Genomic DNA, 12,248 nt, shown 5'->3' with positions numbered 1-12,248 from the left:
CGGGGCAAACCCGAGGTCATGGCCCCGGTCTGCCACGACCCGGCCCGCACCTGGGTACCGGGCCAGGACCACCGCGCCCACCGGGCCAGTCAGGCCGGCCGCGACCGTGGAGCCCGGCCGCGCGCGCACCCTCGGGCCACCGATTCCACCAACTAGCGGTCACCGGGTCTCGGCAGGCGTGAGCCCGCGCACTGCGGAGGGGGGAGACAACAGCTAAACTTCAACAGCCAGCCTCTGTAGCTCAACGGAAGAGCAGTTCCGTCCTAAGGAAACGGTTGGGGGTTCGAATCCCTCCAGGGGCACATTTCTTCAGGCAACACAGATCTTCAGGCAACACGGATCTCTGCGGGTGTACCCGAACGGGGACGGGTTGAGCCCAGTCGCTGCAGACTCGCCCCAGGGACGTCCACCTTTTCTCCGACAGCGGCGAATGAGCTGGCGTGGTAATTTATCACCGTTCATTTCGGTTGTGGCTGATGGCTCACTCCGTGCCGAACCAACCCGTCTCAGAGTCCGCGTCAGGTTGACGTCGCTTTGGGCGCATCGCGTCAACTAGGCAGGGAGTCAGTACATGAAGAAGATTTCGTATGGCGGAGAGTCGTTCCTGACAACTGACGGGGCCGCGGATGCACTCCTGGAGTTAGTCGTCGCCCTTCCGGACGGCCACGTGTCCGAGCTGATCAAACTACCCGCGGTCAACAGCGACGGTGACGAGATGGTCGTGCAAATGGTCGTCGGTCCACGCAGCGAGCTCATCAGCGTGCCGGAAGAATCCAGCGCGGGGGAACCCGACACCGTCGAAGCGGTCGCCTACCTTCGCGGCCGCGTGGGCACAATCACGGCCCCCAGCGAGGTGGCCTACACCGAGGCGCTCTCCTGTCCGGACTACGAATGGGACATGCCGTAGGCCCCTGTCGTCTGTCCCCCTCCTGAGGACATCAGTCGAATTGGCTTGAATTCCGTCCCCGAGTGAATGAAGCTGGACGAAATCGTTAAGCGGTGCCGCAAATGATGCGCGCACGAATCTCCCGCTGACGAAGCCGAGGGGAGCACCCAGTGGTTAGAAACAGCACGCGCGACAAGCACGACCGGGCACCGGCGCCCGACGATGCCCGCATGCCCGACTCGCTGACCGAGATCGCCAAGCCGTCCTGGAAGTACGTGCTGCGCAAGACCCTGCGGGAGTTCTCGGCCGACCAGTGCACCGACCTCGCCGCCGCCCTCACCTACTACGCCGTGCTGTCGATCTTCCCCGCATTGATCGCGCTCATCTCGCTCCTGGGAGTGTTCGGTCAGGGTAATACCGCGACGAACTCGATCCTTTCTCTCGTCGACCAGGTCGCCCCCGGTGGCACCGCCGACACTCTGCGGGCCCCGCTGGAGCAGTTCAGCTCGTCGCCCGCGGCCGGCGTCGCCCTCGTCGGCGGCATCCTGCTGGCGCTGTGGTCGGCATCCGGCTACGTCGGCGCGTTCAGCCGGGCCATGAACCGCATCTACGAGATGGAAGAGGGGCGGCCGTTCTGGAAGCTGCGCCCGATGCAACTGGGCGTGACCGTGGTCTGCATCCTGCTCATCGTGGTGGTGCTTGTGGTGTTGATTGTGTCGGGTCCGGTCACGAATGCGCTCGGCAGCGCGCTGGGGTTGGGGCAGACCGTGCAGCTCGTCTGGTCCGTCATCAAGTGGCCCATCCTGGCGCTGGCCGCCGTGTTGATCATCGCCATCCTGTACTACGCCACTCCCAACGCCCAGCAGCCCAAGTTCCGCTGGATCAGCCTGGGGGCATTACTCGCGCTCATCACCCTGGCGGTCTCCTCGTTCCTGTTCGGCCTGTACGTCACCAACTTCTCCAACTATGACCGCACCTACGGTTCTCTGGCCGGCATCGTGGTGTTCCTGCTCTGGCTGTGGATCGCCAACCTCGCCCTGCTCGTCGGCGCCGAGTTCGATGCGGAGCTGGAACGGGGCCGGCAGCTGCAGGCGGGCATCGCCGCCGAGGAAGAGATTCAGCTGCCGCCGCGGGACACCCGCAAGAGCGACAAGGCGGCCGACAAGGCACGCGAGGACATCAAGCTCGGCCGACGTCTGCGGGAGCACAGCACACCGAGTGACGACGGCGAACCGACGAGAACGAAATAGAAGTAAACACCGGGCCGGTCTCCTGAAGAGTCCACATCGAGGACGGGATCCCGCCCTCAGAGTCCCGGACTGCCCGTGCGTTGTGCTTCGCCGGCAAGGGTGCAAGTCTTGACGGATGCCGCTTCCGGGCATTCCGGGACGAGCCACCAGACTAGGAGCACCGATGACCGTTTCGTCCGATGAAGAGCTCGCACTGGCCCAGTGGAGTCGACGGCTGACGCAGGCCCTGCAGATCCTGGACCTCGAGGTCGACACCCAGATGATCCTGCAGTTGGCCGAGGAATCCAGGTCCGTCAGCCCCTCCGCCGGGCCCCTCAGCGCTTTTATCGTGGGCTTCGCTGCCGGACAGGCGACCAACAGCGGCAAGAAGGAGGTTCAGTCCGCCGTCGAGACCGCAGTGCAGAAGGCCCGCGGACTGGTATCCGACGGCACTCAGGACGGCCCGGACAGCAAGGGCTGGGTGGACTCAGCCCAGTAAGGGCTCTGACCCGGACGGCTTCAGGCGAACGATGACCGCCTTCGAGACCGGCGTGTTGCTGCCATCCGCCACGTGATCGAGCGGCACCAGGACGTTTGCCTCCGGATAGTAAGCGGCGGCGCACCCGCGCGGCGTCGGGTAGGAGACCACGCGGAACTTTCGCAGCACGCGCTCCTTGCCGTCCTTGTACTCGCCGAAAATGTCCACCAACTGTCCGTCGGCCAAACCGAGTTCGGTGATGTCTTCGGCGTTGACCATGATGACGTGGCGGCCTTTCCGGATTCCCCGGTATCGATCGTTGAAGCCGTAGATGGTCGTGTTCCACTGATCATGGGACCGCAGGGTCTGCAGGATCAGGGTCCCGGCGGGCCGTTCCACCGGCTCCAGGTCATTCGCGGTCAACACGGCCTTGCCGGTGGGCGTGTTGAAGGTGCGGGAATCGCGCGGGCCATTCGCCATGATGAAGCCGCCATCCTGCCTGACCCGCTCGTTGTAGTTCTCGCACCCCTTCACGACCCGGGAGATATGGTCGCGGATCAGGTCATAATTTTTCTCAAAGCCGTCCCAGTCGGCGTTGATCCTGTCGCCGAGGGTCGCCTTGGCCAGCCGAGAGATGATCGACACCTCGGAGCGCAGAGTGTGGGCAACGGGTTCCACGCTGCCCCACGACGCGTGCACCGCGCAAACGGTGTCCTCGACGGAGATGAACTGCGTGCCGGACTCCTGAATGTCGATTTCAGTGCGGCCCATCGTGGGCAGGATGAGTGCCTCTGTGCCGGTGACAGTGTGGGATCGGTTGAGCTTGATGGAAATCTGGGCGGTGAAGTCGCAATTTTCCATCGCCGCTTCCGCCGCGTGTGTGTCCGAGATTGCCGCCACCAGGTTTCCACCGAGGGCCAGGAAGAACTTGATTCTTCCGTCCTGCATGCGGCGGATCGTGTCGACGGCGTCGACGCCGTGCTCCCGCGGAGGCTCGAAGCCGAACTCCTTCCCCAGGGCGTCCATGAATGCCGGGGGCATCTGTTCCCAAATGCCCATGGTCCGGTCGCCCTGGACGTTGCTGTGGCCGCGGATCGGAGAAGCGCCGGCTCCAGGCTTGCCGATGTTACCGCGCAGCAGCAGCAGGTTGATGATCTCCTTGATGGTGGCGACCCCCTTCTTCTGCTGCGTGATGCCCATGGCCCAGGTGATGATGACCTTGTCCGCCTTCAGGTACCGCTCGGCGAGCTCGTCGATCTCCTCGATCCGCAAACCGGTCGCGTCGAGCACCTCCTGCTCGTCGAGCTGCGCCAGGTGCTCTTTCAGCTCCTCAAGGCCTTCGCAGTGCTCCGCCAGGAACTTGTGGTCCAAAACCGTGCCGGGGTTCCTGGCCTCCGCGTCGAGGACCCGTTTGGAAACGGCCTGCAGGAGGGCCATGTCGCCGCCAAGCCTGATCTGCAGAAACTGGTCGGCCAGCTCGGTTCCCTTACCCGCGACGCCGCGAACAGTTTGCGGATTCTTGTACCGCTTCAGCCCCGCCTCGGGCAGAGGGTTCACAGCGACCAGGCTGCCGCCATTGCGCTTGCAGGCCTCCAGCTCGTTGAGCATGCGGGGATGGTTGGTGCCGGGGTTCTGGCCCATCAGGATAATCAGGTCCGCCTCGGCGAAATCGTCGAAGGTGACCGTTGCCTTGCCGATGCCGATGGTCTGCCCCATGCCCCAGCCGGAGGACTCGTGGCACATGTTTGAACAGTCCGGCAGATTATTGGTGCCGTAACCGCGCACGAACAGCTGGTACAGGAACGCAGCCTCGTTGGATGTGCGGCCGCTGGTATAGAAGGCCGCGTCGTCCGGAGATCCCAGGGCGTTGAGCTTCGTGGCGACCAGCTCGAAGGCCTCGTCCCAGGTGATGGGGCGGTAGTGGTCCTCGCCGGCGGGCTTGTAGACAGGCTCGGTCAGTCGACCCTGCATGCCGAGCCAGTACTCGCTGCGTCCCCGCAGGTCGCTCACGGAGTGCTCGGCCCAGAAATCAGCACCGATGACGACGGGAGTCGCCTCCCAGGTGACGGCCTTGGCGCCTTCCTCGCAGAATTCAAACGCCTTGCGGTGGTGTGGGTCGGGCCAGGCGCAACTGGGGCAGTCGAAGCCCTTCTTCTGGTTCATCGCAAGCACCGTTTTGCGGGCCCGGTTGACGCCCATCTGCTCGATGGCCGGCACCATCGCGTGCATCACGCCGGGGATTCCTGCGGCCCAGTCCTTGGGCTTGCTGACCTCGAGTTCGCTCTCGTCGGCTTCCTCGAATTTGGGGTTCTTGCTCACCGTGGCCATGCCTTTCACGTCCAGTCGCAGCGAGGGATCGCCCCCGAAGCGGGGGTTTCGCACCCCCGAACCAACAGTAATCACCTCACGAGGGTCATCGGAAGTGCGTGCCCCCTATTGTCAGGCTGCGAACCGGTGGTCGGAGTGACAGCGGATGCCGACGTGAAGCAAGCAACAAATCTCGGATAGCGTCGGAGTATACGATCACACCGCTCCGGTGGTCTCCGAAGATGCAGCGTCCCCGAGACCACCTCGTCTGGAGTGCCCCATGATTTCCCCCCGCATCGCGTTCGTTGACGTCGACGGCACCCTGATCGAGACCGGATCGGAGATCGCAGACTCGACTATCGACGCGGTGCGCACCGCCAGGAGCAACGGGCATCTGGTGTACCTGAGCACCGGTCGGGCATCCGTGGAGATCTACCCCGCGATCCGCGACATCGGCTTCGACGGGACCATCAGCTCCGGCGGCGGGTTCGCGGAAATCGGCGACGAACTCGTGATCGAACGCACCATGCCCGAAGATGCGGTGGCGCGGATGATCGGTTTCTACGAGGAGTCGGGGTACGACTTCTACCTGCAGTCCTTCGACGAGCTGTACCCGAGCCCCGGCGTGCGCGACCGCTTCGCGGAGGACCACGCGGCCGACACAGAGCGGAAGGCGGGAACCGGGGCTGACCCGGCATCCGTCACCGATGCCGACGATCACCCGGCCCTGATGGCATTCGCCGACGTTCGACCGTACAGCTACACGGGCATCGCGAAATCGGTGTTCCTCGCCGGCGACCTTCGCGCGTACGACCGCGTCTCGGAGGCGCTCAGCGGAGAATTCCACGTCATCACCGGCACCATCCCGCACATGGGTCGCGGCAGCGGCGAGGTGACGCTGAACGGCGTGAACAAGGGCTCCACGGTCCTACGGCTCCTCGACCGGCTCGGCCTGGACGCGGCATCCGCCATCGGCATCGGCGACAGCAGCAACGACATCGAGATGCTGCAGGTCTGCGGGGTCGGCATCGCCATGGGCAACGCCACGGATGCCGTCAAAGCCCACGCCGACGAGGTCACCACCACCGTGCTCGATAACGGTGTCTGGAATGCCTTCCGCCGCCAGGGTTTGATCTGATCCCTCGCGTGGCATCCGGATGCGGTGTCTTCGTAACCCGACACCCGCCGGTTACCTGCGCGTCCTAAACTGGTGGCTCGCGCGGTGGACGGCACCGCGACCCGGACAAGGAGCGCGCGATGCAGATCCAGAGCCAGTCCGGCCAGGATGTGCTCGAGGCCGGATCCAGGGCGCCGGCGGCGCGTACCCTCATCGACATCCTGCATGGCACCGCCGACCGGCATCCGACCGCGCTCGCCCTGGAAGACCAGGACGGCGCGATCAACTATTCCAGCCTGATGCGCTTGGTCAGCGAGCAGGCGGAACGGCTCAGCCGCAGCGGGGTGCGCCGGGGCGACACCGTCGGCATCCGCATTCCGTCGGGCACCCGCGAACTGTACGTCTCCATCCTGGCCACCCTCACCGTCGGCGCCGCCTACGTTCCGGTCGACGCCGACGACCCGGAGGAGCGGGCGCGGCTCGTCTTCAGCGAAGCCCGCGTCGTGGGCGTGATCGGCCCCCGGGGCGTGTTCGCGGTGCGCGAGTCGCTCGACGCCGAACTGTTCGCCGAACGGATGCTGCCGGCGGGCGACGACCTGGCCCTCGCCGGAACAGACCGCACCATGCCGACCCCGGACGACGACGCGTGGGTGATCTTCACCTCCGGGTCGACCGGGGTGCCCAAGGGAGTCGCGGTCAGCCACCGCTCCGCGGCCGCGTTCGTCGACGCCGAGGCAGACCTGTTCCTCCCCGCCGACCCGATCGGACCGGCCGACCGCGTGCTGGCGGGACTGTCGGTGGCGTTCGACGCCTCCTGCGAGGAGATGTGGCTGGCCTGGCGGAACGGCGCTTGCCTCGTCTCGGCCCCGCGGTCGCTGGTTCGGTCCGGCGCGGACCTCGGTCCGTGGCTGATCGCCCACGGCGTGACGGTCGTGTCGACCGTTCCCACCCTCGCCGCGCTGTGGCCGGAGGACTCGCTCGAACAGGTGCGGCTCCTCGTCTTCGGCGGCGAAGCCTGCCCGCCCGAACTCGCGGCCCGGCTCTCGGTGCGGGGGCGCGAGGTCTGGAACACCTACGGCCCGACGGAGGCCACCGTCGTCGCCTGCGCCGCCCGGTTGGACGGCGACGGGCCGGTTCGGATCGGACTGCCCCTCGCCGGCTGGAACCTGGCCGTCCTGAACGCGGCCGGGGACCGGGTCGCCCACGGCGAGACCGGGGAACTCATCATCGGCGGGGTCGGGCTCGCCCGCTACCTCGACGCCGGCAAGGACGCCGAGAAATACGCCGCCCACGACGGACTCGGCTGGCACCGCGCCTACCGCAGCGGCGACCTGGTGCGCTACGAGCGTGAGGGCCTCGTGTTCGTGGGCCGGGCCGACGACCAGGTCAAGCTCGGCGGCCGGAGAATCGAACTCGGCGAGGTCGAGGCGGCCCTGCGGGCCCTGCCAGGGGTGGCCGGTGCCGCGGCAGTGGTGCAGATCACGCCGGCCGGAAACAAGGTGCTGGTCGGCTACCTCGCACGCACGGAGGGCGCCGCCGAGTTCGACCGCGCCGCCGCGAACATCCGTCTGCGGGAGGAACTGCCCGCCGCGCTCGTGCCACTGCTCGCGGTGGTCGACGACCTGCCCACTCGCACCTCGGGGAAGGTCGACCGAGCCGCCCTGCCCTGGCCGCTTCCGGCCGGCAGCGACGCCGGCGCAGCGCCCCGGCTGTCGCCGACGGCGGCCTGGCTCGCCGAAAGCTGGGCCGCCATCCTGGGCGTCGCAGCCGACGGGCCAGACGCGGACTTCTTCGCCAACGGCGGCGGCTCGCTCGCCGCGGCGCAGTTCGTGTCGATGATCCGCCAGCGCTTCGCGGACACCCGCGTCTCCGACATCTACGACTACCCGCGGCTCGGCTCGCTCGCCGACGAACTCGACGGCCGGGTTCCGCCTGTCCCGCAGCGGGGGCGCGAGGTGCTGCCCGTGCCCCTGCGCAGCCGGATCGCGCAGAGCCTGCTCGGCATTCCTCTGCACGTGCTCGTGGGGGCGCGCTGGCTGGTCTACCTCTCGGCGGCGAACAACCTGCTCGCCGCCGCCGGCGCCACCTTCGCGCCGACGCTCTCCTGGTGGTGGGTCGCGCTCGGCTTCCTCCTGTTCGTCACCCCGCCCGGCAAGATGACCATCTCCGTCATCGCAGCCCGGCTGCTGCTGCGCGGCCTGGAACCGGGCAACTACCCCCGCGGCGGTTCGGTGCACCTGCGCCTGTGGCTGGCCGAACAGGTCGCGCTGCTCGTGGACGCCGCCAGCCTCGCCGGGGCGCCGTGGATCAGCTACTACGCCAGGGCGCTGGGCGCCCGCGTCGGGCACGACGTCGATCTGCACGCCCTCCCGCCGGTGACCGGGATGCTGGAGATCGGCGCCCGGGCGGCGATCGAACCCGAGACCGACCTGGCCGGCTACTGGATCGACGGCGACGTGCTCCGGATCGGCCGGGTTCGGATCGGCGAAGAGGCGACCGTCGGGTCCCGCAGCACCCTGCTCGGCGGAGCCCGCATCGGCGCCGGAGCGGTGATCGAGCCGGGGGCGGCCGTCTCCGGCGTCGTGCCCGCCGGCGAACGCTGGGCGGGATCACCCGCCATCCGGATGGGCGCCGCGCACGGGTCGTGGCCGGCCGAGCGCCCGCCGCGCGGTCGCCGCTGGCTGACCGCGTTCGCGGCCGGGGCCGTCGGCATGACCGCGCTGCCGGTCATCGCCGTGATCGTGGGCGCCCTCATCGTCGGCGCGGCCATCGGTGACGCGTCGACCCTGTCCGCGGCGCTGGGGCGGGCGGCCCTGATGATGCCGGTCGCGGTCATCGCGGCCGGCCTCGTCTACGCGCTGCTGGTGGTCGCGTCCGTGCGCGCCCTCGGCGTGGGGCTGCGCGAGGGCTACTACCCGGTGCGCAGCCGGATCGGCTGGCAGGTCTGGATGACCGAACGCATCCTCGACGGCGCCCGCACACTCCTGTTCCCGGTGTACGCCGGCCTGCTCACCCCGATCTGGTTGCGGCTGCTCGGGGCGAAGGTCGGCGCGGGCGTCGAGGCCTCGACCGTCCTGCTGATCCCGGCCCTGACGACCATCGCCCCGGCCGCGTTCCTCGCCGACGACACCATGGTCGCCTGCTACGAGCTGGGCGGGGGCTGGCTGCGCATCGGCCCGGCCAAGATCGGCCGGCGCGCGTTCCTGGGCAACAGCGGAATCGCCGGCGCCGGGCGCACCGTTCCGCGCAACGGTCTCGTCGCCGTGCTCTCCTCCACTCCGCGGAAGGCCAAACGCGGCTCGTCCTGGCTGGGCAACCCGCCCGAGCGGCTGCGGCGCATCGCGACCGACGTCGACGAGACGCTCACCTTCCACCCGCCGGTGCGACTGGTGACCCGGCGCGCGCTCTGGGAACTGCTGCGCATTGTTCCGGTCATCGTCACAGCCCTGATCGCGCTCGGCGTGCTCGCCGCGCTCGCCTGGCTCTGGCTCCGGCTCGGCCTCGGTTGGGCGATCGCCCTGTCCGGAGTGGTCATGCTCGCCGCCGGCATGGTCGCGGCCCTGGTCACGACCGCGGCCAAGTGGATGCTGGTGGGCCGGATCCGGGCGACCGAGCATCCGCTCTGGTCCTCGTTCATCTGGCGCAACGAGGTATCGGACAGTTTCGTGGAGATGGTGGCCCGGCCCTGGTTCGCGGCGAAGGCGGCAGGCACCCCGGCGCTGGCCTTCTGGCTGCGCACCCTCGGGGCGAGAATCGGCCGCGGGGTGTGGTGCGAGTCGTACTGGCTACCCGAAGCGGACCTCGTCGCCATCGCCGACGGCGCCACCGTGAACCGCGGCTGTGTGGTGCAGACGCACCTGTTCCACGACCGGATCATGCAACTCGACCGCGTCAGCCTGGCCGCGGGCTCGACGCTCGGGCCGCACAGCGTGATCCTGCCGGCCGCCTCGGTCGACGAGGGCGCCACCGTGGGGCCGGCCTCCCTCGTGATGCGGGGCGAACGGGTTCCCGCCGGGTCGGTCTGGTCGGGCAACCCGATTTCGCCGTGGCGGTCGCTGCCGTGGCAGACTTGACGGCCCATGCCTCAGAACAAGTCTTCACTCCCGTCTCGGCCGGTGCCGCCGAATAACGGCGCGCCGACCCACGGTGCGCCGACAGTGGATGACGCCTACACACCGCAGAACGGGAACGGCGGCTATCTGGCCCAGCACTACGACCTCGACCTCGACTACCGGGTGGCCACCAACCAGCTGCGGGCGACGGCGACCATCACCGCGCTGGCCTCGATGAGGTTGGACCGGTTCAGCCTCGACCTGGACGGGCTCAGCGTCGACCGGGTCACGGTCAACGGGGTGCGGGCGCACAAGGTGATCCACGCCGCGCGGAAGCTGCTGATCCTGGTGGCGACCCCGATCGACGCCGGCGATCGGTTCGAGGTGAGCGTGCGGTATCGCGGGGCGCCGCGCCCGCTCCGCAGCATTTGGGGCGACGTCGGCTGGGAGGAGCTTGACGACGGGGTGCTCGTCGCCGGCCAGCCCACCGGCGCGGCGTCGTGGTACCCGTGCAACGACCATCCGAGCAACAAGGCCTCCTTCCGGATCCGGCTCACCTGCGAAGACCCGTACACGGTCGTGTCCAACGGAAAGCTGATCGCCCGGTCGACCCGATCGGGTCGCACCGCCTGGACGTTCGATGTGCCCGAGCCGATGGCCACCTACCTGGCGTCGGTGCTGATCGGCCGCTACCGGCGCACCGACCTGGCGGCCGCCCCGGTCGCCCAGCGGATCTTCTTCCCCGCCAACCTCGCCCGCGAAGTGGCCGTTGACTTCGGCCGGCTGGGGGAGATGCTGTCCCTCTTCACCGCCCGATTCGGGCCGTACCCGTTCGGCGCCTACTCGGTCGTGGTCACCGACGACGAGCTGGAGATCCCGCTCGAAGCGCACGGCCTCGCCGTCTTCGGCCGCAACCACGTCGACGGGGCGCACGGCAGCGATCGGCTGATCGCGCACGAACTGGCCCACCAGTGGTTCGGAAACAGCCTGACTGTGGCCCGGTGGCAGGACATCTGGCTGCACGAGGGATTCGCGTGCTACGCCGAGTGGCTGTGGGGGGAGGCCAGCGGGGGACCGTCCGCAGACCGGAGCGCGGCCGAGCACCGCGCGCTGCTCGACGCGCTGCCCCGCGACATCGTCGTCGGCGATCCGGGACCGCACGACATGTTCGACGACCGGGTCTACAAGCGCGGCGCGCTCGCCCTCCACGCCCTGCGCCGCGAGCTCGGCGACGACGGCTTTTTCGGCGCCGTGCGGGCGTACACCCGCGACCGGCGACACGGGTCGATCTCCACGGACGACTTCGTCGAGTTCTTCTCGGTGCACACCGGGAGCGGCGAGGTGCGCCGGATCGTCGACCGCTGGATCTACCGGACCGTGCTGCCCAAACTCTGAGCCGGCCGGTGGCCTGGCCGCCGACGGATGTCCGTGGCGGTCAGCTGCAGCACCGTGAGCTGGGCACCGGTGTGCACGGTGTCGGTGTGCACTGTGTCGGTGTGCACGGCGACCGTGCCGGCCAGTCCCGGCCCCGGATCGAACCGGGCCAGGCGCATCGTGTCCAGCGGGAAGCCGGCCCCCGGCCAGGCCGCGAGGTGCGGGGCGGCGGCATCCGTGGCTGCACCCGTCGGAGCGGCGGCGGTCAGCGTGACGGTCAGGTCCCGCGGGTCCACCCGGAGTCCGTCGCCGGTGCACTTGAGGATCGCCTCCTTGGCCGTCCACAGGGCGGCCCGCGCGGCCGCGGCGTCGGCGGGCGGGACGAAGTGGAGGGCGCCCTGCTCCGCCGCCCCGAACGCGACCCGGTCGAAGTCGGCCCGGGAGACGGCCGCCAGGCTCTCGATGTCGACCCCGACCGGTCCAGCGAAGGTCAGCGCGACGGCGACCGCGTCGGCGGCCCGGCTGAGGCTGGCGTGCAGGGGCCAGGGGTGCAGGGTGCGGCCTTTCGCGCTCGGAGGAACGTTCAGCACCGGTCTGCCATGGCTGCCGCCGCAACGGTCACAGGTGCGGTCGATCGACACGTGTCGGGGATCCACGCCGAGGACCCAGGCGGCGGCGGCCGCCAGGAAGCCGCGATCGGCGGCATCCGTTGCCCCGCGCGGGGCGACCACGACGAACACGTCCCGCGTTCGCTCAGCATTCACGCCCCCAACCTACCGCCGGGACCGTCGGAGGCGGCGGGCGG

The 12,248-nt window shown here is 68.8% G+C and carries 8 protein-coding genes and 1 tRNA gene; 7 read left to right on the top strand and 2 right to left on the bottom strand.

Annotation, left to right across the window (positions count from 1 at the left end):
* Positions 1-230 precede the first annotated feature (230 nt).
* From E3O49_RS09950 to E3O49_RS09935, 4 genes are all read left to right on the top strand, one after another.
* A tRNA-Arg gene (locus E3O49_RS09950) sits at positions 231-302 on the top strand.
* A gap of 269 nt (positions 303-571) precedes the next feature.
* On the top strand, positions 572-907 hold the full coding sequence (locus E3O49_RS09945; RefSeq protein ID WP_134365098.1) for a hypothetical protein: 336 nt from the start codon (positions 572-574) through the stop codon (positions 905-907).
* A gap of 209 nt (positions 908-1,116) precedes the next feature.
* Entirely contained in the window at positions 1,117-2,136 is a 1,020-nt protein-coding gene (locus E3O49_RS09940) for a YihY/virulence factor BrkB family protein (RefSeq protein WP_134365103.1), read from the top strand.
* Between the two features lie 163 nt (positions 2,137-2,299).
* Positions 2,300-2,614, top strand: a complete 315-nt coding sequence (locus tag E3O49_RS09935; protein ID WP_134365099.1) for a DUF6457 domain-containing protein — start codon at positions 2,300-2,302, stop codon at positions 2,612-2,614.
* On the opposite strand, the gene E3O49_RS09930 is transcribed toward E3O49_RS09935, so the two are convergent.
* Positions 2,603-4,921, bottom strand: a complete 2,319-nt coding sequence (locus E3O49_RS09930) for an FdhF/YdeP family oxidoreductase (RefSeq protein ID WP_134365100.1) — start codon at positions 4,919-4,921, stop codon at positions 2,603-2,605. The two genes, E3O49_RS09935 and E3O49_RS09930, sit on opposite strands and share 12 nt — an antisense overlap.
* Before the next feature lie 259 nt (positions 4,922-5,180).
* On the opposite strand from E3O49_RS09930, the gene E3O49_RS09925 reads away from it, so the two are divergent.
* The 3 genes from E3O49_RS09925 (at position 5,181) to E3O49_RS09915 (ending at position 11,464) form a co-directional block, all read left to right on the top strand.
* On the top strand, positions 5,181-6,038 hold the full coding sequence (locus E3O49_RS09925; protein ID WP_134365101.1) for a Cof-type HAD-IIB family hydrolase: 858 nt from the start codon (positions 5,181-5,183) through the stop codon (positions 6,036-6,038).
* 119 nt (positions 6,039-6,157) lie between these two features.
* On the top strand, positions 6,158-10,090 hold the full coding sequence (locus E3O49_RS09920) for a Pls/PosA family non-ribosomal peptide synthetase (protein ID WP_134451436.1): 3,933 nt from the start codon (positions 6,158-6,160) through the stop codon (positions 10,088-10,090).
* An 84-nt stretch (positions 10,091-10,174) separates the two neighbouring features.
* Positions 10,175-11,464, top strand: a complete 1,290-nt coding sequence (locus tag E3O49_RS09915; protein ID WP_241976228.1) for a M1 family metallopeptidase — start codon at positions 10,175-10,177, stop codon at positions 11,462-11,464.
* On the opposite strand, the gene E3O49_RS09910 is transcribed toward E3O49_RS09915, so the two are convergent.
* Positions 11,437-12,207 carry a 4'-phosphopantetheinyl transferase family protein gene (locus tag E3O49_RS09910; protein ID WP_134366599.1) on the bottom strand — a complete coding sequence of 257 codons (771 nt, stop codon included), beginning with the start codon at positions 12,205-12,207 and terminating at the stop codon, positions 11,437-11,439. The two genes, E3O49_RS09915 and E3O49_RS09910, sit on opposite strands and share 28 nt — an antisense overlap.
* Positions 12,208-12,248: the final 41 nt, after the last annotated feature.

The sequence above is a fragment of the Cryobacterium shii genome (assembly GCF_004402595.1).
GTDB lineage: Bacteria > Actinomycetota > Actinomycetes > Actinomycetales > Microbacteriaceae > Cryobacterium > Cryobacterium shii.
The sequence above is the reverse complement of the archived record's forward strand: the minus strand, read 5'-3'. Positions and strand labels throughout refer to the sequence as shown.

Bases quoted from the DNA above. Each gene is read 5' to 3' on its own strand.
- E3O49_RS09925 (WP_134365101.1), top strand. From the start codon at position 5,181: ATGATTTCCCCCCGCATCGCGTTCGTTGACGTCGACGGCACCCTGATC.
- E3O49_RS09920 (WP_134451436.1), top strand. From the start codon at position 6,158: ATGCAGATCCAGAGCCAGTCCGGCCAGGATGTGCTCGAGGCCGGATCC.
- E3O49_RS09945 (WP_134365098.1), top strand. From the start codon at position 572: ATGAAGAAGATTTCGTATGGCGGAGAGTCGTTCCTGACAACTGACGGG.
- E3O49_RS09940 (WP_134365103.1), top strand. From the start codon at position 1,117: ATGCCCGACTCGCTGACCGAGATCGCCAAGCCGTCCTGGAAGTACGTG.
- E3O49_RS09930 (WP_134365100.1), bottom strand. From the start codon at position 4,921: ATGGCCACGGTGAGCAAGAACCCCAAATTCGAGGAAGCCGACGAGAGC.
- E3O49_RS09935 (WP_134365099.1), top strand. From the start codon at position 2,300: ATGACCGTTTCGTCCGATGAAGAGCTCGCACTGGCCCAGTGGAGTCGA.